This is a genomic window from Streptomyces sp. NPDC045955 (genome assembly GCF_056430805.1).
In genome coordinates this window covers 47,348-71,425 of sequence record NZ_JBWKKY010000006.1, presented here as the reverse complement: position 1 = coordinate 71,425, position 24,078 = coordinate 47,348, and the positions used below count along the sequence as shown (strand labels likewise).

Here is a 24,078-nt window from a genome sequence, read left to right as displayed (position 1 = left end):
TGCGGGAATTCATCCCTGGGTCTTCTGAATGGCTTCGCGAAGCACCTGGCGGTCGTCGAAGGGACGGACCACCCCGGCGATGTCCTGGCCCTGCTCGTGGCCCTTGCCCGCGACCAGCACGGTGTCGCCCGGCTCGGCGCGGGCGACGGCGGCGGCGATCGCGGCGGCCCGGTCCTCGAAGACCTGCACCTCGCCGCGCTCGTGCGCCGGCACGGAAGCCGCGCCCTGGAGCATCGTGGCGAGGATCGCGAGGGGGTCCTCGCCACGGGGATTGTCGGAGGTCAGTACGGCGGTGTCGGCGAGCCGGGCCGCGGCGGCGCCCATGGGCTCGCGCTTGGTCTTGTCCCGGTCGCCGCCGCAGCCGAGGACGATGTGCAGCTTGCCCTCGGTGACCTTGCGCAGGGCGCGCAGCACGGACTCGACGGCGTCGGTCTTGTGGGCGTAGTCGACGACCGCGAGGTACGGCTGTCCGGCGTCCACGCGCTCCAGGCGGCCCGGCACGCCGGGGACGGCGGCGACACCGTCGGCGGCGGCCTGCGGGTCGAGGCCGGCGACGGCGAGGGCGACGATCGCGGCGAGGGTGTTGGCCACGTTGAAGGGGCCGGGCAGCGGCGACTTGGCCCTGATCCGCTCGCCCTTGGGCCCGACCACGGTGAACGTCGAGTCGAGACGGCCGACCTCGACGTCCTCGGCGCGCCAGTCGGCGTCGGGGTGGCCCTCGGCGGAGTAGGTGACGACCGGGACGGTGGCCTCGTTCGCCAGCCTGCGGCCGTACTCGTCGTCGACGTTGACCACGCCGAGTTTGCCGCGCTGCGGCGTGAACAGCTGCGCCTTGGCCCGGAAGTAGTCCTCCATGTCGGAGTGGAACTCCATGTGTTCCGGGCTGAGGTTGGTGAAGACGCCGATGTCGAAGACGCAGCCGTCGACGCGGCCGAGGACCAGGGCGTGGCTGGAGACCTCCATGGCGACCGCCTCGACGCCGCGTTCGCGCATGACGGCGAACAGGGCCTGGAGGTCGGTGGCTTCGGGCGTGGTGCGCTCGGACTTGATGCGCTCGTCGCCGACGCGCATCTCGACCGTGCCGATCAGGCCGGTGGACCTGACCGTCTTCAGGCCGCCCTCGACGAGGTAGGCGGTGGTGGTCTTGCCGGAGGTGCCGGTGATGCCGATCTGGAGCAGGTCCCGGCCGGGGTGGCCGTAGATCGTGGCGGCCAGTTCGCCCATCCGCGCGCGGGGCTTGTCGACGACCAGGACCGGCAGCCCGGAGGCGGCGGCGCGCTCGGCGCCGGTGGGGTCGGTCAGCACGGCGGCCGCGCCGAGGCTCGCGGCCTGCTCGACGAAGTCGGCACCGTGCACGCGGGCGCCCGGGAGGGCGGCGTACAGGTCGCCTGGGCGCACGGCGCGTGAGTCGTGGGTGATGCCCGTGACCTCGGCGGCGCCCTCCGGCGCGGGGGCACCCAGTTGGTCGGCCAGTTCCGCGAGGGGTGTGGCGGAGACCTGCGCCGGCCTGGGCGGCCCGGGGTATGTCACGGGATGGCCCTTCTGGGTGGTTTGGGACTGATCAGCGTGTGGCACGGCGGTGAGCGTACCGGGCGTACCCGCCTCCGGGCGAAGTGAGGGGCGGGGGACGCTCTGGTTCCCGGGATCGGGGGTGATCGTTGTCACGGGGGCGGGTCCTGGTGGCTCGGTGGTACTCGGTGCTGATCAGGGGCTTGACGGTGCGGGATCGGTCGGTTCGGTTCTCGGGGCCGGTTCAGTTCTTGAACGTGACGGGCAGTCTCGCGGGCTTGGCCCCGGTCGGCGGGACCTGGAGGGACTTCAGTGCGAACTCCATGACCTGCTTGTACACGGGGCCGCAGATCTGGCCGCCGAAGTAGTTGCCCTTGGTGGCGTTCTGGATGGCGCAGTAGACGGTGATGCGCGGCTTGTCGGCAGGCGCGAATCCGGCGAACGACGACGTGTAGCCCTTGTACTTGCCGGTGGCCGGATCCACGCGGTTGGCGGTGCCCGTCTTGCCCGCGACGCGGTAGCCGGGGATGCGCGCCTTGGTGCCCGTGCCCTCCTCGTCGTCCACGACCGACTCCAGCATCCGGGCGAGGGTCTTCGCCGTCTTGGCGCTGACGACCCGGGTCTTCTCGGGCTTGGGGGCCGGGGTGAAGCGGCCGTCGGGGCCCTTGGTGCCGCGCACGAGCGTGGGTTCGACGCGGACGCCGCCGTTGGCGATGGTCGAGTACACCGACGCCGCCTGCATGGCGTTGATGGAGACGCCCTGGCCGAAAGGGATCGTGTACTGCTGCGAGGTCGACCACTTGTCGGGCGGGGCGAGGATGCCCTTGGTCTCGCCGGGGAAGCCGAGTCCGGTGTAGCTGCCGAGGCCGAACTTGCGCAGGTAGTCGAAGAGGACCTTGTTGGACTGGGCCTGCGTCCTGCCGAGCTGCCCGGTGGCGAGGATGGTGCCGATGTTGCTGGACTTGGCGAGGACGCCGTTGAGCGTCAGGTGCCAGGTGGGGTGGTCGATGTCGTCCTTGAAGAGCCGGTCGCCGCGGTGCAGCCGGTTGGGCACGACGACGTGGGTCATCGGCGTGGCGGCGCCCTCCTGGAGGACAGCCGCCATCGACATGACCTTGGCCGTGGAGCCGGGCTCGAAGGCATCCTGGAGGGCCGCGTTGCCGAGGGCTGCGGGGTCGGCGTCGGACAGGTCGTTCGGGTCGAAGCCGGGCGAGTTCGCCATGGCCAGGATCTGGCCGGTGCGGGTGTCCTGGACGATGACGTAGCCGCGGTCGGCCGCGGACTCCTTCACCTGGTCGCTGATGGCCTTCTGGGCGGCCCACTGGATGTCGCGGTCGATGGTGAGCTCGACGTCGCTGCCGGGCACGGCGGGGGTCTCGGTGGAACCCGCGGTGGGGACGAGCCGGCCGCCGGACTGGGCGTAGCGGATCTTGCCGTCCTTGCCGGCCAGCTGCTTGTTCAGCTGGAGTTCGATGCCGCCGCCGGGCTTGCCCTCGCCGTTGACCCAGCCCAGTATCCCGGCGGCGAGGTCGCCGCCCGGGTACACGCGCTTGCTGGTGGCGACGGAAAAGACGCCCCCCAGGACGTTGTGCGCGGACTTGTCGGTCTGCTCCTTCTTGGCGAGCGCGGACTTCAGGTCCTTGATCTGCTTCCAGACCTGCGGGGTCTGGCGCGAGGCGAGCTTGACGTACCGCAGCGCCTTGTTCTTCGGCCGAAGCTTCTGGACCAGGGTCTCCTGCTCCTGGCCCAGGATCGGCGCGAGCAGGGCGGCCGCCTGCTCGGGGCCGTCCCCGATCTTCAACTGGTCGGGGGCGAACATCGTGGGGTCGGCCGTGATGTCGTAGGCGTCCTCACTGGTCGCCAGAGCCACACCGGACCGGTCGGTGATCTCGCCCCGGTCGGCGGCCAGGACCTGCCCGACGTAGCGGTTCTGTTCGGCCTTGGCGGCGTACGTGCTCGCGTCGACGGCCTGCACCTGGAACAGCCGTACGACGAAGGCGATCAGCACCAGCGTCAGCGCGAGCCCGACCAGACGCAGCCGGGGGCGGGGGCTGCCCAGCCGGAGAGGCTTGGGCGCCGCCTGACGGGGCGGGGCCGGGCGGCGGGCCGGGCCCGGGCGGCGGGCCGGACGGGCACCGGGTGCGGGACGGCGCCGGGCGTCGGGGCGAGCGGGCCTGGCGGGGCCGGGCACGCGGCGGCGCGGGGGTTCCCTGTCGGTCACTTCCGTCACCTGCCGGGGGTCGAGGTGGAGCCGTTGGGCATGGCCTCGGGGGCCAGGACCAGGGGGAGGTGGGCCGAGCCCTGCCGGACGCCCGGGGCGGGGCTGGGGACGCCTTTGACGGTGCCGTCGGGGGCGAGGAAGGCGGGGTCGCCGCCGGGGACCATGCCGAGCTCGCGGGCGCGGCGCTGGAGCGCCTCGGGAGCGGAGTAGGCGTCGATGTCCCGCTGGAGGGCCTGTTCCTCGTCGGTGAGGCTCTTGGTCTCACGCTGGAGGTCGTCGAGCTTGAACGCACCTTCGCTGAGGGCCGAGTTCAGCACCAGGAGGCCGATGAGACCACCGCCGAGGAGGAGGACCACGAGGAGGACGAAGGGGGTGCGGGCCGCCTGCCCGGGGCCGGTCGGGAAGAGCTGCGCGAGACGGGCCGCCCTCCCCTTCAGTTCGGGTTTGCTGCTCATGCGCGCTCCCTCGGTCCGGCCTGCAAACGCCTCACTCCACGTCCTCCCTGATGCGCTGGGCGCCGCGCAGCCGCGCCGGTGCCGCCCGCCGGTTCTCGGCGATCTCCTCCTCGGTGGGGAGTTCGGCACCACGCGTGAGCAGCTTGAGCCGCGGCTGGTAGCGCTCGGGCACGACGGGCAGCCCGGGCGGCGCCGTGTTCGCGGCACCCGCCGCGAACACCTGCTTGACCAGCCGGTCCTCCAGCGAGTGGTACGACAGCACGGCGATCCGCCCGCCCACGTCCAGCGCCTTCACGGCCGCCGGGATCGCCCGCTCCAGGACGGCGAGTTCGCCGTTGACCTCGATGCGCAGGGCCTGGAAGGTGCGTTTGGCCGGATTGCCGCCGGTGCGCTTGGCGGCCTGCGGCAGCGCGTCCCGGATCAGCTCGACGAGCCGCGCGCTGGTGCTGAACGGCTCCTTCTCGCGCTCGCGCACGATCGCGGACACGATCCGCTTGGCCTGCTTCTCCTCGCCGTACGCCCGGAGGATGCGCACCAGCTCGCCCGGCGGGTACGTGTTGAGGACCTCGGCGGCGCTGACTGAGGACGTCTGGTCCATGCGCATGTCGAGCGGGGCGTCCTGGGCGTAGGCGAAGCCGCGGTCGGCCTCGTCGAGTTGCATCGAGGAGACACCGAGGTCGAACAGCACGCCCTGCACGCGCGCGATGCCCAGCTTGTGCAGCACCTCGGGGAGCTCGTCGTACACCGCGTGGACGAGGGTGGCGCGCTCCCCGTACGGCGCGAGGCGCTCGCCGGACAGGCGCAGGGCCTCCTTGTCGCGGTCGAGGGCGACGAGACGGACTCCGGGGAACCTCTCCAGGAGCGCCTCGCTGTGGCCGCCGAGGCCGAGGGTGCAGTCGACGACAACGGCGTCCGGGCCCTCCAGGGCGGGTGCCAGCAGATCCAGGCACCGCTGGAGCATCACCGGGACGTGTCGACTCTGGCTCAAGGGGCCCTCTCAGATCCGGCGCGGCCCCTACGCACCGCCGGGTTCCCGCCCGCTCGTGAAGGGGAGGCCTGCCGGCGCCGGAAGCGTCAGCCGACCGGGAGCGGGAGGAGGCCGAGCCGTACGTACGCGCCGCGCACGTGGGGAGATCTCCGGTCGTCGCCGGGGTCTCCGGGGAAAACAGTCCAGCGGGGAGGGTCTCGCCTCCCGCTTCGCGTCACTTTAGTCCACCCTGTCTTCCGGTCAATCAACCGGCCTGCGCGTCGCGACCGCCGGCGCTTCACCCTTGTGGGCTACCTCACATCACAGCCTGGCTGGCATTCTTTGTCCACTCTCACAAGAGGCTCGGACGGGGTGTGACCAGTAACGTCATGGATATGACGACTTCTGCATCGGTTCCCACGACCTCGGAGAACGCCCCAGCCGACGGTGGCACGGTCACCGACCGCCTCGTCGACGCCAACGCCCGGTACGCCGCCGAGTTCACCGACCCGGGGATGGACGCCCGGCCCGTGCTGCACGTCGCCGTCGTGGCCTGCATGGACGCTCGGCTCGACCTGCACGCGGCGCTCGGTCTCGAACTGGGTGACTGCCACACGATCCGCAACGCCGGCGGCGTGGTCACCGACGACGTGATCCGCTCCCTCACCATCAGCCAGCGCAAGCTGGGGACGCGCAGCATCGTCCTCATCCACCACACGGGCTGCGGCCTGGAGAGCCTCACCGAGGACTTCCGCAACGAACTGGAGGCTGAGGTCGGCCAGCGCCCGGCGTGGGCGGTGGAGTCCTTCCGGGACGTCGACCAGGACGTACGGCAGTCGATGCAGCGTGTGCGCACCTCGCCGTTCCTGCCGCACACGGACGACGTGCGGGGGTTCGTCTTCGACGTGAAGACCGGCCGGCTGCGGGAGGTCGACCCCGCCGCCTGACCTGGTCGCCCGCCCCGGACACAACCCGTTGCAGCTGTCGAAACCCTGTCAGTCACACGTTCGAATGGCCGCAAGGCGGACATATCGCGGCCAGTTATCCCCAGTCGAGTGACACGAATCGGTAACGGCAGCAAGAATGCGGGGGTGGCGTCACGCGGAGCGTTTCACGCGTGGTGTCCGTGGTTCGGGGTGGGCCGGCCCGCGTCCAGGGGCGTCGGCTCGGGAAAATGGGGTATCCCGTGCTTCCTGAGAGCAAGGGAAAGGCCGAGGAGGGCCGGGTGACGACCTATGACGATCGAGCGAGCCTCACTGATCTGACCGCCGTGGTGGAACGCGTGCGGGAGTCGGTGGAAGGCGTGATCGAGGGCAAGCCCGAGGTCGTACGGCTCTCGCTGACCGTGCTGCTCGCCGAGGGACATCTGCTGATCGAGGACGTTCCGGGCGTCGGCAAGACGATGCTCGCCAAGGCACTGGCGCGGTCCATCGACTGCTCGGTGCGGCGTATCCAGTTCACGCCCGACCTGCTGCCCTCGGACATCACCGGTGTGTCCATCTGGGACCAGCAGCGCCGCGACTTCGAGTTCAAGCCGGGCGCGATCTTCGCGCAGGTGGTGATCGGCGACGAGATCAACCGCGCCTCGCCCAAGACGCAGTCCGCGCTTCTGGAGTCCATGGAGGAGCGCCAGGTCACCATCGACGGCCAGACCTACGAACTGCCCAGCCCCTTCATGGTGGTGGCGACGCAGAACCCGGTCGAGATGGAGGGCACCTACCCGCTGCCGGAAGCCCAGCGCGACCGCTTCATGGCCCGGGTCTCGGTCGGCTACCCGAGCGCCGAGGCCGAGCTCCAGATGCTGGACGTACATGGCGGCGTCTCGCCGCTGGAGGACCTCCAGCCGGTGGCCCACGCGCACGAGATCCTGAAGCTGATCGAGGCGGTGCGCGGTGTGCACGTCGCGGAGCCGGTCCGGCGCTACGCGGTCGAACTGGTCGGCGCCACGCGCACGCACCCCGATCTAAGACTGGGCGCCTCCCCGCGCGCGACGCTGCACCTGCTGCGCGCGGCGAAGGCGTCCGCGGCCCTGAGCGGCCGGGAGTACGCGCTGCCGGACGACGTGCAGGCACTCGCCGTCGCCGTCCTGGCCCACCGTCTGCTGCCCACCGCCCAGGCCCAGCTCAACCGACGCACGGCCGAGCAGGTCGTCGAGGAGATCCTCCAGCGCACTCCGGTGCCGGCCGCGCCCCAGCAGCAGAGCGGGTTCGGCGGCCTCGGCCGGGGCGTTCCGGCGTATCCCCAGCAGCCGCCGCGGAGGCTGTGATGAGCACCGCGGGGACGGGGCAGGCGGAGGCCGACCGGGGGGAGCAGGGCGGCATCCGCACCGCCCTGGCCGGTCTGACCACCCGCGGACGCTCCTTCCTGGCCGCCGGCGTCGCGGCCGCCGTCTGTGCGTATGTGCTCGGGCAGAGCGATCTGCTGCGTGTGGGCCTGCTGCTGACGGTGCTGCCGCTGGTGTGCGCGACGGTCCTGTACCGCACGCGCTACCGGGTCGCCGGCAGCCGCCGCCTCTCCCCCGCGCGCGTGCCGGCCGGCAGCGAGGCTCGGGTCCACCTGCGGATGGACAACGTCTCGCGGCTGCCCACGGGTCTGCTGATGCTCCAGGACCGGGTGCCGTACGTGCTCGGCCCCCGGCCCCGTTTCGTGCTCGACCGGGTGGAGGCGGGCGGCCGGCGCGAGGTGTCCTACCGGGTGCGCTCCGACCTGCGCGGCCGCTACCCGCTGGGCCCGCTCCAGCTGCGCCTGACCGACCCGTTCGGCATGTGCGAGCTGACCCGGTCCTTCTCGGCGTACGACACCCTGACGGTGATCCCGCGCGTGGAGACGCTGGCGCCGGTGCGCCTCAGCGGCGAGGCGAAGGGGTACGGCGACGGGCGGCAGCGCTCGCTCGCGCTGGCCGGCGAGGACGACGTGATCCCACGCGGATACCGCTACGGCGACGACCTGCGCCGGGTGCACTGGCGCTCCACCGCCCGCTACGGCGAGCTGATGGTGCGCCGCGAGGAGCAGCCGCAGCGCGCCCGCTGCACGGTGCTGCTCGACACCCGGGGCATCGCCTACCAGGGCGCGGGACCGGACTCGGCCTTCGAGTGGGCCGTGTCGGGCGCCGCGTCGGTGCTGGTGCACATGCTCGAACGGGGCTATTCGGTACGGCTGCTGACGGACACCGGCAACGCGGTGCCCGGCGACGGCGGCGACGGCTTCGCGGGCGCGAGCCAGGAGTCGGCGGACGCGGCCGGGCTGATGATGGACACCCTCGCGGTGATCGACCACTCCGACGGCGCGGGCCTGTCCCGGGCCTACGACGTGCTGCGCGGCGGGAACGAGGGGCTGCTGGTCGCCTTCCTCGGCGACCTGGACGAGGAGCAGGCGGCCGTGCTGGGCCGGATGCGCCAACGCAGCCCGGGCGCCGTCGCGTTCGTGCTGGACAGCGATACCTGGGTGCGGGAACCGAGCGACGTACCCGGTCCGTTGGACCGGAGCGGGGAGCGGCTGCGCATGCTGCGTGAGGCGGGCTGGACGGCCCTCGGCGTGCCGCGGGGCGCCTCCGTGGACGACCTGTGGCGGCAGGCCGACCGGGAGCGCCGGGGGCTGGCCGCCGCGGGTGGCGGGGAGGGGCCGTGATGAGCGGGCGGATACGACTGACGCTGGGCGCCTGGGCGGCCACACTGATGGCCGCGTGCGCCCTGCTGCCCCTCGTCAAACCGGCGTCGTGGATCGTGCAGGCGGCCTTCCTGCTGGCCGTGCAGGCGGGCGTGGGTGCCGCGACCCGCAGGGTGCCGCTGGCGCGGCCGCTCACGGTGGCGGCCCAGGCCGTGGTCACGGGGGTGCTGCTGACGTTCCTGTTCGCCCGTGAACAGGCCCTCGCCGGGCTGGTGCCCGGGCCGGAGGCCCTCGACCGCTTCGCGCTGCTGCTCCGGCAGGGCGGGGACGACATCGCGCGGTACGCGATCCCGGCTCCCTTGGAGTCCGACGGCATCCGGCTGATGCTCATCGGCGGTGTGCTGATCATCGGGCTGCTGGTGGACACCCTCGCGGTGACCTTCCGCAGCGCCGCCCCGGCCGGTCTGCCGCTGCTCGCGCTGTACTCGGTGGCCGCGGGGCTGTCCGACGGGGGCACGGACTGGCTGTGGTTCCTGGTCGCGGCGGCGGGCTATCTGATGCTGCTCCTGGCCGAGGGCCGGGACCGGCTCTCCCAGTGGGGCCGGGTCTTCGGCGGGGCCCCACGCACGGCCGGAGGGGAACCGGACGGAGCCCTCGCCCCGGTCCGGACCGGCCGGCGCATCGGTGTGGTCGCTCTGGGCATCGCCCTGGTGGTGCCGCTCGGCCTGCCCGCGATGAACAGCGGCCTGCTGGACTCCGTGGGCGCGGGCGCGGGCGGCGGCACGGGCGGCGGCGGCACGATCTCCGCCGTGAACCCGCTGGTGTCGCTGCGCGACAATCTGAACGTGGACGAGGACCGGCAGGTCCTGTCCGTGAAGACGAAGATGGCCGACGTCTCGGACCTCTATCTGCGGATCGTGTCCCTGGACGACTTCGACGGCACCACCTGGAAGCCGTCCCGGCGCTCCATCACCGCCGTCCCCGACGGCACCTTCCCGACGCCGATCGGCCTCGGCTCCGACGTCAAGCGCACGGAGGTCGCCAGCACGATCACGGCGGCCGGCTGGTACGCCCAGGACTGGCTGCCCATGCCGTACCCGCCGAGCGGCGTCAGCATCCGGGGCAACTGGCGTTACGAGCCCCTGGGCATGACGCTCGTCGGTGACCACGGCCAGAACACACGAGGGCTGACGTACCAGGTCAAGAGCCTGGACGTGCAGCCGACGGCGGAGCAGCTGGCTTCGGCGCCGCCTCCGCCGGGGGCCATCGAGCGCGACTTCACCAAGCTGCCCGACTCGCTGCCGGCGGTGGTGGGCCGCACCGCCCGCCAGGTCACCGCGGGCGCCGCCAACCCCTACGACCAGGCGGTCAAGCTCCAGGACTGGTTCGCCGTGACCGGCGGTTTCGAGTACGACACCCAGGTGCAGGTCGGCAGCGGCTCGGAGGGCATCGCCCGCTTCCTGAAGGACAAGCAGGGCTTCTGCGTGCACTTCTCCTTCGCGATGGCGGCGATGGCCCGCTCCCTGGGGATACCCGCCCGGGTCGCGGTGGGCTTCGCGCCCGGTTCCCCGCAGGCGGACGGCTCGGTGTCGGTGGGGCTGCGCGACGCGCACGCCTGGCCGGAGCTGTATTTCGAGGGCGTGGGCTGGACCCGCTTCGAGCCGACTCCGAACCGCGGCTCGATGCCGCAGTACACCCTGCCGGACGACCCCGGCAGTTCGGTGCCGGACGCGGCGCGCCCGTCGCAGACGTCGTCCGCGGCGCCGTCCCCGACGCCCTCGACGAGCGACAGCTGCACGCCGGAGCAGAAGAAGCTGGACGGCGGATGCGCGAGCGAGTCCCCGCAGGCGGTGCTGCCCACCGGCGACGACGGCCCGAAGTGGTACGCGCTCCTGGCCTGGGCCCTGGGCGGCCTCGCCGTCCTGGCGCTCCCGCTGGCACCGATGCTGTGGCGCCGGCGGGCTCGCGCGGTCCGGCTGGGGGCGCACGGCCGCGGCGAGGCGGACGCGCTGCCGCACACGCTGGCCGTGTGGCAGGAGCTGACCGACACGGCCTGGGACTTCGGCATCGCGCCGGACGAGTCGCAGACGCCGCGCAAGGCTGCCGCCCGTATCGTCCGGCTGGGCTCCCTCGACGGGGCGGCCGCGGCCTCGGTGCACCGGGTGGCGAACGCGGTGGAGCAGGTCCTGTACGCACCGCACCCCCGCCCGACGGCGGGCCTCACGGACGACGTCCGGCGTGCGGCAGCGGGTCTGAGCGCCGGGGTCGGCCGGGGTGCCAGGCTCCGGGCGCTCCTGGTCCCCCGCTCCACCGTGCGCGTGGTGTGGGCGGTGTCGGCCTGGTGGTCGGGTGTGCGGACACGTGCCCTGGCGCTGCGGCCGACGTGGCGAAGGGCATCGGGTCAGCAGGGCTGACGGGCGCACCCGGCAGGCAGTCGCGCCGCTACACATGCGTCAGGGGTGACCACCCGGTAGGTGGTCACCCCTGACGCATGTCTACGTATGTCCCGGAGAGCTGCGCTCCGGGCTAATGGCCGCCCTGCTCGTCGCGGCGCTTCTGCCAGCGCTGCTCGATGCGGTCCATCATGGAGCGCCTTTGCCGGCCCTGTCGGCGGGCGGCCTGCTGTCCGCCGGTCCCGGCCGCCTGTTCCCCCGGCTTCGGGGCCTTGCGCCAGCCGGTCACGGCGAGCACCGCACACCCCAGCATGACGAGGAAGCCCACGACGCTGAGCCAGACCTGCTTGGCGACCATACCGGCCATGAGGAGCGCAATACCTACGAGGAAGCCCGCGACCGCCTGGTAGACCCGCCGCCGGGTGTACGTACGCAGCCCGCTTCCCTCGAGCGCCGACGCGAACTTGGGATCTTCGGCGTACAGCGCTCGCTCCATCTGCTCGAGCATGCGCTGCTCGTGCTCCGAGAGCGGCACGGAGTCCTCCTCATCGTGCAGTCGCCGGGGCGACCCGGGGGTCTCTTCAGGATAGGCAGGGAATCGCCCCCGTGAAACCCGCCCCTCTGCGCCAATTGGCCAACCGGAATCCGCCATGGACATCCCGGCTCGCTGAGGCTTCCATTCCCCGGCAGCCGACCCGTCATGCCGGAACGGTCTCCCTCGATCATACGGCGCCAAGCCGCCGTTCGGGTGGCCTGTGGCGTACTCCATGCACAGCCAAGGCGCTGATCAGCGGCGGTACCTCACCAGGGGACTCAGGCCTCGGTAGACCCACCAGCCTCGTTTGCCTCGCCAGTCACACTGGTCTCATTGGTTTCACCCAGCACATGAAGCTGCGTGGCCACCGAGTGGAAGGCGGGAAGCTCGGCGGCTGCCTCCTCCAGCTTCAGCAGCGCCTCCAGGGCACCGGGCTCGGTGTCGACGAGGACGCCGGGCACGAGGTCGGCGAAGACCCGCACGCCGTGCACGGCGCCGACACGCAGGCCCGCGCCCTCGACCAGTCCGGTGAGCTGTTCGGCGGTGAAACGGCGCGGGACGGGGTCACCCGTGCCCCATCGACCGTTCGGGTCGTCGAGCGCCTGCCGGGCCTCCTTGAAGTGGCCGGCGAGGGCGCGGGCCAGCACGGCACCCCCGAGACCGGCGGCGAGCAGGCTGAGGACGCCCTCCGGCCGCAGGGCGGCCACCGCGTTGCGGACGCCCTCGGCCGGGTCGTCCACGTACTCCAGGACGCCGTGGCACAGCACCACGTCGTAGCCACCGCGCTCGGCCACGTCGAAGAGGCCGTGGGCGTCGCCCTGCACGCCCTTCACCCGGTCGGCGACTCCCGCCTCGGCGGCGCGGCGCTCCAGGGCGAACAGCGCGTTGGGGCTGGGGTCGACGACGGTGACCCGGTGGCCGAGACGGGCGACGGGCACCGCGAAGTTGCCGCTGCCGCCCCCGGTGTCGAGGACGTCCAGCGACTCCCGACCCGTGGCCTTGACCCGGCGGTCGAGGGCGTCCTGGAGGACCTCCCAGACCACGGCGGTACGGAGTGAGGCGCGGGGGCGCATCGGGTCCGACACGTCAGTTGACTCCTCGGCGCGGCACCGCCTCTTGCACGGCGGAGCGAACGGGGCGTCTCCCCCGGCCCCGGCGAGGGGAAGGGAAGACTTCAGGCGTCCCCCACCCTATTGCCTCCGGCAGGCCGGACCCTATTGCCTCCGGCAGGCCTGCCGAGCGGCGGCCGGTGCTCAGCCGGACACGCCTGGGCACGACCGGGCGGACCCGCGCCGCCGGTGCCCGCTCAGCCCGCGTCCGGCATGTCCCGCCCCTCCCCCGGCCGCTCCGGCTGGTCCCGGTCCGGGCGGGGCTGCGGGAGGACCGGCTGGAGGACCAGCATGCGCTCGACGAGGCGGAGAAACATCGCCACGTCCCGTATCAGGTCGTCGGCGTCCCGGCTGCTGGCCGCGTCCCGGATGCCCGCCTCGGCCCGGGCGCGGCGCCGGGCGCCGGAGGCGAACAGCGCGCTCCACTCGGACAGCTCCGGCGCGATCTCGGGGAGCACTTCCCAGGCGCTCCTGATCTTGGCCCGGGCCCGGGGCGAGGTCTCCGGCCGGCCCCGGGCGGCGAGCACGGCGGCGGCGGTGCGGAGGGCGGCGAGGTGGGCCGTCGCGTAGCGCTCGTTCGGTGTCTCCAGGACGGTGGCCTCGTCGAGGGCGGCGTGGGCCTGGGTGAGCAGGTCGAGGGCGGCGGGCGGGGCCGTGGCCCGGCGCAGCACGGGGTGCACGTCGCTCGCCGGTCCGGTCAGTGAGGGGGCAGGGCCGGTGGCACGGCGCCGGCGGGCGGCTGCTGCGTGGTAGCTGGCCATGACGAACCTCCTGTCGTCTGTGTGACGGCACGTCCGGTGAGGAGTGCCGTATGTGACCCATCGTGAGGTATGGCACTGACAATCCGTTCCGACCTGCGGTTTTGCCTCGATCGTAGGTTCGGAGTAGTTTTTGCACTGACCAGTCAGTTCAATTTCTCCGACAGATCGAGGGAGACTCGTGGGGGAACGAGTGGGAGGGGCGCGGATCGCCGCCGCGGGCCTTGGGGTCAAAGGGCCGCGCGGGTGGGCGTTCCGCGGGATCTCCGTCGACGCCGAGCCGGGATCGCTCGTCGCGGTCGAGGGCCCGTCCGGGTCCGGCCGCACATGCCTGCTGCTTGCGCTGACGGGGCGCATGAAGATCGCGGAGGGCACGGCCACGGTCGGCGAGGCCAGGCTGCCCAAGCAGCTGTCGGCGGTGCGCCGGGTCAGCGCCCTGGCCCATGTGCCCGGGGTCAGCGAGCTCGACCCGGCCCTGACCGTCGGCGAGCACCTGCGGGAACGGGCGCTGCTCCAGCGGCGGTTCGGCGACTCCCTGAGCGGGCTGTTGCGTCCCCGCGGCGAGCGGGCGGCCGAGGCCGGGCAGCGCGTCGACGCGGCACTGGCCGCCACCGGCCTCGACCTGGAGGCGCTGCCCAAGGGGCCCCGTACCGCCGTACGCGATCTGGAGCGCCTTGAGGCACTGCGGCTGTCCATCGCCCTCGCGCTCGTCGGCCGGCCCCGGCTGCTCGGGGTCGACGACACCGACCTCAAGCTCTCCGACGGCGAGCGGGACGAGGTCTGGTCCCTGCTCAGGTCCCTCGCCGACGCCGGGACGACGGTCGTGGCGGTGTGCCGTGAGGCTCCCGAGGGCGCCGTCAGGGTGTCCACCGAGGAGAACCAGGACGCCCGGAAGAACCAGGACGCCCGGAACCAGGCCGGCCAGGAGAACCAGGAAGACAGCGACGATCACCGGGCCGCCGAGGGCGAAAAGGCCGGTCAGGGAGAGGAGAAGGCCGATGCGCTCGCCGAAACTCGCCGCGCTTGAGCTCCGCCGCTTCGGCCGGGGCAAGCTGCCGCGCGCCGCGCTGGTCGCGCTGCTGGTGCTGCCGTTGCTGTACGGCGCGCTGTACCTGTGGTCGTTCTGGGACCCGTACGGCCGTCTGGACCGTGTCCCCGTGGCGCTCGTCAACGACGACAAGGGGGCGACCGCCGACGGGAAGAAGATCACGGCGGGCGACGACATCGCGAAGGGCCTGCACGACAGCAAGACCTTCGACTGGCAGGAGGTGAGCGCCGCCGAGGCCCGCAGGGGTGTCGAGGACGGCACCTACTACCTGTCGCTCACCATGCCCGCCGACTTCAGCGAGCGGATCGCCTCCAGCTCCGGGAACTCCCCGGCGACCGGCGCCCTGCAGGTGCGCACCAACGACGCGAACAACTACATCGTCGGGCAGATCTCCCGGACGGTGTTCAGCGAGGTGCGCCAGGCCGCCTCCACGAAGACGTCGCGGTCCTTCCTGGACAAGATCTTCGTCTCGTTCTCCGACATCCACGGCAAGACCGTGAAGGCGGCGAAGGGCGCCGACCAGCTCAAGGGCGGCATCGGCAAGGCCGAGAAGGGCTCCAAGGACCTCGCCGACGGCCTGAAGACCGCCAAGGACGGCAGCGGCAAGCTGTCCACGGGCCTGAAGAAGCTCCACACGGGCGCGGGCGACCTGGCACACGGCTCGAAGCAGGTCGCGGACGGCACGCAGAAGCTCGCCGACAAGATCAACGGCCCCGCCGACAAGGTCCGCCCCTTCCTGAAGGGCAACGAGAAGACCATCGGCGACACGGCCCGGCTCGTCGCCGACTCCTCCCGCGTGACCCGCAAGCACCTGGACACCCTGGCGAAGAGGGCCCCGGCCGCCGCCAAGGGCGCCCGTACGGCGTCGGACACGCTGAACGGCGTCTACGCCAGGCGCTGTGACGACCCCGTCCTGCCCGATGCCGCCTGTGCCGACCTGAAGAAGGCCAAGGAGGCGGCGGCCGACGTGGCCCTCATCGCCAGTGACGTCAACACGCTGATCGCCGATCACCACGGCGATCTGGCGAAGCTGGACAAGAGCCTCGCCACCCTCCAGAAGCAGTCCGAGGCCCTCGCCGACCGCGCGCCGCACCTCTCCGAGGACCTCGACGACGCCGTCAAGAAGATCAACAAGCTGAACGACGGGGCGGCCGAGGTCGCCGCGGGCGCGAAGAAGCTGCACAAGGGGCTCGCCACGGCCAAGACCGGTGCCGTCGACCTGAACAAGGGCGTCGGCAAGCTGAAGACGGGCGCGGACGACCTCAGCGGCGGCATGTTCAAGCTCGTCGACGGCTCCGGCAAGCTCGCCGGCGGGCTGCACGACGGGGCGGAGCGCATCCCCGACTACGACAAGCAGGACCGCGACCGGCGCACCGAGGTCATGGCCGACCCCGTGCGGCTCGCCTCCCAGGACCTGCACAAGGCGCCCAACTACGGCACCGGGTTCGCCCCGTACTTCATTCCGCTGTCCCTGTGGGTGGGCGCGATGGTGGCCTACATGCTGATCGCGCCGATGAACCGGCGCGCGCTCGCAGCGGGCGCCCCGGCCTGGCGGATCGCGCTGGCCGGCTGGCTGCCGGTGGTGGCGATCGGGGTGCTCCAGACGGTGGCCCTGATGTCGGTGCTGCACTGGGCGGTCGGTCTGGAGATGGCGCGGGCGGCCGGGACGGTGGGCTTCCTGTTCCTGGTGACGGCGTGCTTCGCGGCGATCGTGCAGTGGCTGAACGCGCGCTTCGGAGCGGCGGGCCGGATCCTCGTCCTCGCGCTGCTGATGCTCCAGCTGACCTCGGCGGGCGGCACGTACCCCGTGCAGACCAGCCCCGGCTTCTTCAACGCGCTCCACCCGTTCCTGCCGATGAGCTACGTCGTCGAGGCGCTGCGCAGGCTCATCACGGGCGGCGGTCTGGAACCGGTGTGGCACGCGTGCGTGGTGCTGACGGCGTTCACCGCCGGTGCCCTCGCGCTGACCGCCGTGGCGGCCCGCCGCCGCGCGGTGTGGACGCTGGACCGGCTGCACCCGGAGCTGAGCCTGTGAGCCCTTCGGTGACATCCTCCGGAAAGGTTCCTGTGACAATCAGGGCCATGGAAAGCAGCAGTGCCGCGTCGGGCGGCAGCACGCGCCGCGAGGCCACCCGGCAGAAGCTCTACGAGGCGGCCGTCACGCTCATCGCCGAGCAGGGCTTCTCCGCCACGACCGTGGACGAGATCGCCGAGCGTGCCGGAGTCGCCAAGGGCACGGTCTACTACAACTTCGCGAGCAAGTCCGTCCTCTTCGAGGAACTGCTGCGGCACGGGGTGGGCCTCCTCACCGCCTCCCTGCGGGAAGCGGCCGAGCGGACCGCCCGGGAGGGCGGCACCAAGGTCGACGCCCTGGACGCGATGATCCGCGCGGGGCTGGTCTTCATCGACCGCTACCCGGCCTTCACGCAGCTGTACGTGGCCGAGCTGTGGCGCACGAACCGGGCCTGGCAGTCGACGCTGATGGTGGTCCGGCAGCAGGCCGTCGCGGTCGTGGAGGACGTGCTGCGCGCGGGTGTGGCGGGCGGCGAGTTCAGCGACGAGATCGACGTCCCGCTGACGGCGGCCGCGCTGGTCGGCATGGTCCTGGTGGCCGCGCTGGACTGGAAGTCCTTCCAGCCGGAGCGCTCACTGGACGACGTCCACGCCGCGCTGTCCCGGCTGCTCCAGGGACGGGTGAGCGGCTGCCGCTGAGGACCCGTCCTGAGCGCTGCCGCTGAAGGCACCCGAACGCAGACGTGAAAGCGCCGGTCCGCAGTGGCCGCGTCCCCCGCGGGCCACCTCGAACCGGCGCCTTCCGTGCTCCCCCGTTTTTCCTGCTCCCCCGTACGTCCCCCCGCAGGACCCCCGTTCGGTCGTCCCCCGGTTCTCCCCCGTGCCTCGCTCCCGCCGACACCGTCGGCGGAAGGAGCGGATCGTGGGCCCGGTCCCGTTCCGGCGCCCCGTGTCGCCGGTACCGGGGCCGTGCCCCCTCTCCGTGCCTCCACTCTCTCGTTCTCGCAGGTCGTCTCCCATCCGTGCGCGTACTCAACTCCCTCACTAGGTACGGGTACTCAGTCCTGTGCACGCGGCCCCAGAACGTTCCGTGGCCGGCTGGTCACGATCACCTCCGCGCCCGTACTCGGAAGCCCACCGCGGGGGCTCTCGGCGGGGGCTGTCAGTGGGGGCCGATAAAGTCCCTGGCATGGCACGGATTGCGGTGATCGGCGCCGGGATGGGCGCCATGGCGGCGGCAGCCCGGCTGGCCGTAGCGGGCCACCGGGTGGTGGTGTTCGAGCGAACGGACACATACGGCGGAGCGCTGCGCCGCTTCGAGCGCGACGGGTTCTCCTTCGACACCGGCCCCGGCCTGCTCCCGCTGCCCGCCGTCTACCGCGACCTGTTCGTCAAGACCGGCAAGGAGCCGCTGGAGCGTTGCGTCGACCTGGTCCAGGTCGACCCGTCGTCCCGCCATGTATTCGCGGACAGCACCCGAGTGTCACTGCCGAACGCCTCGCGCGCGGGCGTCGTGGCGGCCCTGGACGAGGCGCTCGGCTCCGGGGCCGGGAAGCGGTGGGGTGACTTCCTGGTGCGGGCCCGCGAGGCCTGGGACCGCACGCGCCGCCCCCTCCTGGAGGAGCCGCTGTGGCCGAACTGGCAGGTGCTGGCCGAGCGTGAGCCGTACCCGGCGGTGCCTCACAAGCGGCTGCTGCGCACCCGCCGGGCCGGCACGCTCGCCGAGGTCGGCGCCTGGGAACTGCGGGACGCCCGGCTCGCCGCCCTCTTGGAGAGCCACGCCCTGGCGTACGGCCTGGACCCGCGGACCACCCCGGCGAGCGCGGCAGTACTGCCGTACATGGAGCACGCCTTCGGCATCTGGTACGTGCGCGGCGGCCTGCGCGAGCTGGCCCGCTCGGTGTACGAGCGGTGCGTGGCGCGAAAGGTCGAGTTCCGTTTCGGCGCCGACGTGACCGGGGTGCTGGAGAAGGACGGCCACGCATCGGGGGTGGAACTCGCCGACGGCACGGTCGCGGAGGCGGACTTCGTGGTCGCCGGTGTCGCGCCCGGCGCGCTGGACCGGCTGTCGGCACAGGCCGTGGTGCGAGGTGACGGCGACGTGCCGCCGCAGCCCGCGGCGGCGAGCCGGGTCACGGTGCTGCTCGCCCTGCGCGGCGCCCGCCCCGAGGGCACGGCACACCGCACGGTGGTCCACGCGGAGGACCGCGAGGCCGAGTTGGACGCCCTGTTCGGCACGGCGGCGCAGAACCCGCGTCCCACGGTCACGGTCCTGCGGCCCGACGACCCGCAACTGGTCCCGGACCCGGACCACGAGGCGGTCACCCTCACGACGGTGGTGCCCGCCCGGCCCGGCGAGCCCTGCGACGCCCTCACCGAAAACATGATCGCGGTCGCCGAACGCGCCGTACCGGATCTGCGCGACCGCCTCCTCTGGCACGAGGTGCGCACCCCGGCCGACATCGCCGAGGCGACCGGCGCGCAGGGCGGTGCGGTGCCGGTGCCCGCCCTGGCGGCGGACGGCGGGCGGCTGCTGCATCCGTCCAACAGCACGCGCGTGCCCGGTCTGTTCACCGTCGGCGGCTGGGCGCATCCCGGCGGCGGACTGCCGCACGCCGGTATGTCGGGCGCACTGGTGGCGGGACTGATCGTGGAGGGACCGGAGTTCCGGGGCTCTCAGTGAGCTCGCCGCGCCAGCGGCGTTCGGGCTTCAGAAACGGTACTGCTCGTCGAAGCCGTTCCCGGGCGTCTGCTGCTGCCCGTTGCCCTGGTAGGGGTACGACTGCTGCTCCGGCGGCAGCTCCTGGCCGTACTCGTCGGTGTTGCGCTGCTGCGGGACCCAGACACCGCCGGGCGGGGTCTCGCCGCCGTAGGTGCCGGCGTACTGGTCCTGGCCGTAGCCCTGCTGGGCGTAGTACTGCTGGTCGCCGTAGGAGGTGTCGTACGAGGCCCCGCCGTAGGTCGGCGTGCCGATGTACGGGTCGGAGTAGGCGGCGTACTGCTGCTGGTCCGTGGCCTCGTAGCCCTGCTGCTGGCCATAGCCCGAGTAGTCGTAGGCGTAGGGCTGGTCGGTGCCCTGGGCCGTGGCGGCGTACTGGTCGTGGGGCGGGCCCTGCTGGTAGCCGGTGTCGCCGTACACGCCGTAGGAGCCGGTGTCGTCGGGCACGGGCTGCGGCTCGTAGACCGCGGTGGTCTCGGCGGCCGTCGGTTGCACCGGGCGCGACGGGGCGAAGACGTCGTCGCGGTCGTAGTCGTCGTCCTGGCCGTAGGCGGGGCTGGAGGTGTCGCGGCGGTAGTCGGCGGCCTCGTCGCCGTCGCCGCCGTCGGCTGCCTCCATGCCGGAGACCTCGAGGCCCGGCTCCTGACGGCCGCGCTCACCGCGGCGGGTCTTGCCGCCGCCCAGCATCGGCGCGTTCATCGCCCAGCCGGCCGAGAAGCCGCTGCGGAACGACAGGGTGACGTACGTCTGCCCGACCGCGAAGGCGGCCGCGCCCACCCCGATCACGATGACGGACGGGATCAGCACACCGACCACGACACCGAGGAAACCGACGAAGGCCAGCAGCCGCCAGCGCAGCCGCGCCTTGTACTGCAACAGCACCTCGCCCAGCAGCCACAGCGCGACGATGCCGAACGCGATGTAGAGGACCGCCCAGCCCATGTACGCCCCTCTCCCAGTCGCCGCTACGCAGTGTGTCGTATACCGGTGCGAACGGTCTAGGCCTGCGGTCGGCGGTGCAGGCCCAGGTTCTCGTAGATTTCCAGCGTCGCCGTGGAGTTGTTGAGCGTGATGAAGTGCAAGCCGGGCACTCCCTCGGCGAGCAGCCGCGCACAGAACTCCGTGGCGAATTCGATACCAATGGAGCGTACAGCGGCCGGATCGTCTTTTGCTGTGAGGATCCGCTCTTTCAGGGCGGCCGGGAACGCGGCGTTGGTGAGGGACCCGATCCGCTCCAGCGAGCGGACGCTGGCGATCGGCATGATCTCGGGGATGATCGGGGTGTCGCAGCCTGCGGCCGAGACGCGGTCACGGAGCCGGAGGTAGTCCTCCGGGTGGAAGAACATCTGCGTGATGGCGTAGTCCGCGCCCGCACGGCACTTGTCGACGAAGTGACGGACGTCGGTGTCCCAGTCGGTGGAACGCGGGTGCATCGCCGGGAAGGCGGCGACGCCCACGCAGAAGTCGCCGGACGCCTTGATCAGCTCGACGAGTTCGGCGGCGTAGGCCAGGCCCCGGGGGTGCGGCACCCAGTCGCCCATCGGGTCACCGGGAGGGTCGCCGCGCAGGGCGAGCATGTTGCGGATCCCGGCGTCGGCGTACTGGCCGATGATGTTGCGCAGGTCGGCCACCGAGTGGTCGACCGCCGTGAGGTGCGCGATGGGCGTGAGGGTGGTGTCGGAGGCGATCGCCTCGGTCGCCTTGACCGTGCCGGCGCGGGTGGAGCCGCCCGCGCCGTAGGTCACGGAGACGAAGTCGGGTGCCACGGCCTCTACCCGGCGCAGCGCGTTCCACAGGTTCCGCTCGCCCTTCGGGGTCTTCGGGGCGTAGAACTCGAACGAGTACGTCGTTTTGCCGGTCGCGAGCAGGTCACGGACGGTGCGCGCGTGGTCCGATCTGATGGATGCGGTGCCGAGGGCCATACCGGCAGGTTAGTCAGGGGCGGTCGGTCCCCCAACCGCGCGCCGGACTTTGACCCGATTTATGCACTTGTTGTCCATCCCTTGGACAAACCGGCCTACGAACCGGCCTCCTGCTGCTCCCGTAGCCTCTTCGCGAATTCGGCCGCCGCCGCGCCCGGGTCGTCGGCCTCGGTGATCGCCCGTACGACGACGGCACGCCGGGCCCCCGCTTCCAGGACCTGGTCGAGATTGCCGAGGTCGATGCCGCCGATGGCGAACCAGGGCCGGTCGGTGCCGAGGGCGGCGGTGTACCGGACGAGGTCCAGGCCGGGTGCGTGCCGGCCGGGCTTGGTGGGGGTGGGCCAGCAGGGGCCGGTGCAGAAGTAGTCCACACCGTCCTGGACGGCGGCCGCAGCGGCCTCGGACTCGGCGTGCGTGGAGCGGCCGATCAGGACGTCGTCGCCGAGGATCGCACGGGCCGCGGGGACGGGGAGGTCACCCTGGCCGAGATGCAGCACGTCGGAGCCGGCGGCGTGGGCGACGTCGGCGCGGTCGTTGACCGCGAGCAGCCTGCCGTGCCGGGCACAGGCGTCGGCGAAGACGGCCAGGTGCTCCAGCTCCTCGGCCGCCTCCATGCCCTTGTCCCGCAACTGCACGATGTCGACCCCGCCGGCCAGCACGGCGTCCAGGAACTCCACGAGATCGCCCTGCCGCTTGCGCGCGTCGGTGCAGAGGTAGACCCGGGCGTCGGCGAGCTGGGCGCGGGCGGTGGTGCGGGTGGTGGCGGTTGTGACGGCCATGCGTGTCGTCCCCCTGGTGTCGGTGGCGGGCGGGTGCGGGATGCGCCCGTGCCGGTGACACTACGAGGCACCCGGCGCCCGCGCCCGTGCGGTGACCCTACGAGGCACCCGGCGCCCGCGTCCGTGCCGGGCACAAGCCACCCCGTGACCGGGCCCCGCGGGTCGCCCCACGGGCCCCGGCCCACACCGGGCGGTTGTCCGGGTCCGGTCCCGCGTGTGCGGCACCGGACCGTTGTTCGGTCGTGGTCGGGTCAGACCGCGAGCGCCTGGGCTCGGCGCTTCACCTCCGTGCCGCGGTTCTCGCTCAGGGCCTGTGCCGGCGTGCCGGGCAGGCTCGGGTCGGGGGTGAAGAGCCACTCCAGCATCTCTTCGACCGTGAAGCCGTCGTCCCGCAGGAGCGTCAGGGTTCCGGCCAGGCCCTTGACGACCTTGTCCCCGTCGATGAAGGCCGCGGGGACGTGCAGTGCGCGGTTCTCACCGCGGCGTACGGCGATGAGCTGGCCCTCCTTGACCAGCTGCCGCACACGCGTCACCTCGACGCCGAACTGTTCGGCGATGTCGGGGAGGGTGAGCCAGGCAGGGACGAGAGCATCGATCTTTGCGTCAATCTCGGTCACGGAAACCAGCCTGCCATCCCCCACTGACAGTCGGAAGCCGGGCCCGCCCACCTGGGTGGACCCGTGTGTCTCCCGGGCTACGCCGTGGCCGCCTTCAACGGCCTCGCCGGGTCCGCCAGCAACGCCGGATTCATCGGCGTGCCCGACTCGATCAGGCGGCGGCCCTGCGCCAGGTCCCGGGGACGGCCCACCGCCAGCAGCGCGACCAGCCGGTCGCCGCGCAGCCAGCAGACCGTCCAGGCCGGTCCGGCCGGGTCGCCCCGCCACAGGGTCGTGTCGGCGGCGGCGTGGTGCCCGGCGTACTGCACGAACCGCCCGAACTGCTCCGACCAGAAGTACGGCACCGGGTCGTACACCGCAGGGGTCTCCCCCGAGGCCCGGCCGACGATGTTCACGGCGACCGTGCGCGGTCCTTGGAGGGCGTTGTCCCAGTGGTGCACCAGCAGGCGCTCGCCGTACCGGCCCGAGGGGAAGGAGGCGCAGTCGCCGACCGCGTACACGTCGGGCACCGACGCACGCAGGTGCTGGTCGGCCACGATCTCGCCGTGCGTGCCGAGCTCGATCCCGGAGCCGGCCAGCCAGGCCGTGGCCGGACGGGCGCCGATGCCGACGACGACCGCGTCCGCGGGCAGCCGCGAGCCGTCACCGAGAACCACGGTGCCGGGCTCCACGCGCTCCACGCGCGCGTGCGTCCGCAGCACGGCACCCGCGTCGGCGTACCAGCGGGCCATCGGCGCGGCGACCTCGGCGGGCAGCGCCCCGGCGAGGGGCCGTTCGGCGGCCTCCACGACCGTCACCGCGCAGCCCGCCTCGCGCGCCGCCGTGGCGAACTCCGCGCCGATCCAGCCGGCGCCGACGACCACGATGTCGTGCCTGCCCGCCAGCACCGGCCGCAGCCGCTCGGCGTCGTCCAGGGTGCGCAGCAGATGCACGCCCGGCACGCCCTCCGCCCCGGGCAGCCGGATCGGTTCGGCACCGGTCGCGACGACCATGACGTCGTACGGCACGGGCCCGTCCTCGGTGTCCAGCTCGTGGTCGCCCGGGCGCAGGCCCCGCACCTCGCAGCCGAGCCGCAGTTCGATGCCGAGGGCCTCGAAGTCCACGTCGAAGGCGGAGCCCTCGGCCTTGCCGAGCAGAACGGCCTTGGACAAGGGGGGCCGGTCGTAGGGCTGGTGGGGTTCGGCGCCGATCAGGCTCACGGTGCCGGTGAAGCCCTGCTCGCGCAGGGCGACCGCGGTCTGGACACCGGCCATCCCCGCGCCCGCCACGACCACACGCCGGGGCGCGGACGAACCTGGTTCCTGCGTCTGCTCGCTCACCTGATCACCATAGACAACTGACATTTTGTCAGTCAGTGCTCATACCCAGTGACCTGCTGCACACGCGACCGGGCGAGGACCAGGCCGCCGAGGGAGCGGGCCGTGGGG

General features: G+C 72.4%; 20 protein-coding genes. 8 read left to right on the top strand and 12 right to left on the bottom strand.

Annotation, left to right across the window (positions count from 1 at the left end):
* Window positions 1-9: 9 nt before the first annotated feature.
* The 4 genes from AC07F0_RS14090 to rsmH all read right to left on the bottom strand — a co-directional run bounded on the left by AC07F0_RS14090 (window position 10) and on the right by rsmH (window position 5,173).
* A complete protein-coding gene (locus AC07F0_RS14090; protein WP_436728038.1) occupies window positions 10-1,530 on the bottom strand; it encodes a UDP-N-acetylmuramoyl-L-alanyl-D-glutamate--2,6-diaminopimelate ligase in 1,521 nt (506 codons plus the stop codon).
* Between the two features lie 223 nt (window positions 1,531-1,753).
* Window positions 1,754-3,730, bottom strand: a complete 1,977-nt coding sequence (locus AC07F0_RS14085) for a peptidoglycan D,D-transpeptidase FtsI family protein (RefSeq protein ID WP_478978386.1) — start codon at window positions 3,728-3,730, stop codon at window positions 1,754-1,756.
* 5 nt (window positions 3,731-3,735) lie between these two features.
* A complete protein-coding gene (gene ftsL, locus AC07F0_RS14080) occupies window positions 3,736-4,185 on the bottom strand; it encodes a cell division protein FtsL (protein ID WP_478978383.1) in 450 nt (149 codons plus the stop codon).
* A gap of 31 nt (window positions 4,186-4,216) precedes the next feature.
* Complete coding sequence (gene rsmH / locus AC07F0_RS14075; protein WP_478978380.1) at window positions 4,217-5,173, bottom strand: 16S rRNA (cytosine(1402)-N(4))-methyltransferase RsmH; 957 nt, start codon at window positions 5,171-5,173, stop codon at window positions 4,217-4,219.
* A gap of 374 nt (window positions 5,174-5,547) precedes the next feature.
* Between rsmH and AC07F0_RS14070 the strand changes: the two genes are divergently transcribed.
* From AC07F0_RS14070 to AC07F0_RS14055, 4 genes are all read left to right on the top strand, one after another.
* Window positions 5,548-6,099 carry a beta-class carbonic anhydrase gene (locus AC07F0_RS14070; protein ID WP_478978377.1) on the top strand — a complete coding sequence of 184 codons (552 nt, stop codon included), beginning with the start codon at window positions 5,548-5,550 and terminating at the stop codon, window positions 6,097-6,099.
* 278 nt (window positions 6,100-6,377) lie between these two features.
* On the top strand, window positions 6,378-7,418 hold the full coding sequence (locus AC07F0_RS14065; protein ID WP_356922994.1) for an AAA family ATPase: 1,041 nt from the start codon (window positions 6,378-6,380) through the stop codon (window positions 7,416-7,418).
* Complete coding sequence (locus AC07F0_RS14060; RefSeq protein ID WP_478978374.1) at window positions 7,418-8,779, top strand: DUF58 domain-containing protein; 1,362 nt, start codon at window positions 7,418-7,420, stop codon at window positions 8,777-8,779. The genes AC07F0_RS14065 and AC07F0_RS14060 overlap by 1 nt, the downstream gene beginning before the upstream one ends.
* Complete coding sequence (locus tag AC07F0_RS14055) at window positions 8,779-11,172, top strand: transglutaminase TgpA family protein (RefSeq protein WP_478978371.1); 2,394 nt, start codon at window positions 8,779-8,781, stop codon at window positions 11,170-11,172. Before AC07F0_RS14060 ends, AC07F0_RS14055 begins: the two co-directional genes overlap by 1 nt.
* Before the next feature lie 112 nt (window positions 11,173-11,284).
* Here AC07F0_RS14055 and AC07F0_RS14050 read toward each other — a convergent pair whose 3' ends face one another.
* The 3 genes from AC07F0_RS14050 to AC07F0_RS14040 all read right to left on the bottom strand — a co-directional run bounded on the left by AC07F0_RS14050 (window position 11,285) and on the right by AC07F0_RS14040 (window position 13,556).
* Entirely contained in the window at window positions 11,285-11,686 is a 402-nt protein-coding gene (locus tag AC07F0_RS14050) for a DUF3040 domain-containing protein (RefSeq protein WP_478978368.1), read from the bottom strand.
* 278 nt (window positions 11,687-11,964) lie between these two features.
* A complete protein-coding gene (locus AC07F0_RS14045; RefSeq protein WP_478978365.1) occupies window positions 11,965-12,771 on the bottom strand; it encodes a methyltransferase in 807 nt (268 codons plus the stop codon).
* A gap of 221 nt (window positions 12,772-12,992) precedes the next feature.
* Window positions 12,993-13,556: an SAV_6107 family HEPN domain-containing protein gene (locus AC07F0_RS14040; protein WP_436728031.1), complete on the bottom strand. Its 564-nt coding sequence runs from the start codon at window positions 13,554-13,556 to the stop codon at window positions 12,993-12,995.
* Window positions 13,557-13,746: 190 nt separating this feature from the next.
* Between AC07F0_RS14040 and AC07F0_RS14035 the strand changes: the two genes are divergently transcribed.
* From AC07F0_RS14035 to AC07F0_RS14020, 4 genes are all read left to right on the top strand, one after another.
* The gene (locus tag AC07F0_RS14035) at window positions 13,747-14,580 is read left to right on the top strand and encodes an ATP-binding cassette domain-containing protein (protein ID WP_478979105.1); all 834 of its coding nucleotides are present in this window, start codon (window positions 13,747-13,749) and stop codon (window positions 14,578-14,580) included.
* Window positions 14,552-16,636, top strand: coding sequence for a YhgE/Pip family protein (locus AC07F0_RS14030; protein ID WP_478978362.1), 2,085 nt, complete (start codon window positions 14,552-14,554; stop codon window positions 16,634-16,636). Before AC07F0_RS14035 ends, AC07F0_RS14030 begins: the two co-directional genes overlap by 29 nt.
* Window positions 16,637-16,683: 47 nt before the next feature.
* Entirely contained in the window at window positions 16,684-17,313 is a 630-nt protein-coding gene (locus AC07F0_RS14025; RefSeq protein WP_020274478.1) for a TetR/AcrR family transcriptional regulator, read from the top strand.
* 490 nt (window positions 17,314-17,803) lie between these two features.
* Window positions 17,804-19,297, top strand: a complete 1,494-nt coding sequence (locus tag AC07F0_RS14020; protein WP_478978359.1) for a phytoene desaturase family protein — start codon at window positions 17,804-17,806, stop codon at window positions 19,295-19,297.
* A gap of 27 nt (window positions 19,298-19,324) precedes the next feature.
* Here AC07F0_RS14020 and AC07F0_RS14015 read toward each other — a convergent pair whose 3' ends face one another.
* The 5 genes from AC07F0_RS14015 to AC07F0_RS13995 all read right to left on the bottom strand — a co-directional run bounded on the left by AC07F0_RS14015 (window position 19,325) and on the right by AC07F0_RS13995 (window position 23,970).
* Window positions 19,325-20,275 carry an SCO2102 family sporulation regulator gene (locus AC07F0_RS14015; protein WP_478978356.1) on the bottom strand — a complete coding sequence of 317 codons (951 nt, stop codon included), beginning with the start codon at window positions 20,273-20,275 and terminating at the stop codon, window positions 19,325-19,327.
* A 56-nt stretch (window positions 20,276-20,331) separates the two neighbouring features.
* The gene (metF, locus tag AC07F0_RS14010; RefSeq protein ID WP_478978353.1) at window positions 20,332-21,255 is read right to left on the bottom strand and encodes a methylenetetrahydrofolate reductase [NAD(P)H]; all 924 of its coding nucleotides are present in this window, start codon (window positions 21,253-21,255) and stop codon (window positions 20,332-20,334) included.
* A gap of 95 nt (window positions 21,256-21,350) precedes the next feature.
* Window positions 21,351-22,034 (bottom strand): thiamine phosphate synthase, encoded by a 684-nt coding sequence (gene thiE / locus AC07F0_RS14005; protein ID WP_478978350.1) that lies wholly within the window; start codon window positions 22,032-22,034, stop codon window positions 21,351-21,353.
* 251 nt (window positions 22,035-22,285) lie between these two features.
* Window positions 22,286-22,651, bottom strand: coding sequence for a helix-turn-helix domain-containing protein (locus tag AC07F0_RS14000; RefSeq protein WP_184982857.1), 366 nt, complete (start codon window positions 22,649-22,651; stop codon window positions 22,286-22,288).
* A 77-nt stretch (window positions 22,652-22,728) separates the two neighbouring features.
* A complete protein-coding gene (locus AC07F0_RS13995) occupies window positions 22,729-23,970 on the bottom strand; it encodes an NAD(P)/FAD-dependent oxidoreductase (protein ID WP_478978347.1) in 1,242 nt (413 codons plus the stop codon).
* Window positions 23,971-24,078: the final 108 nt, after the last annotated feature.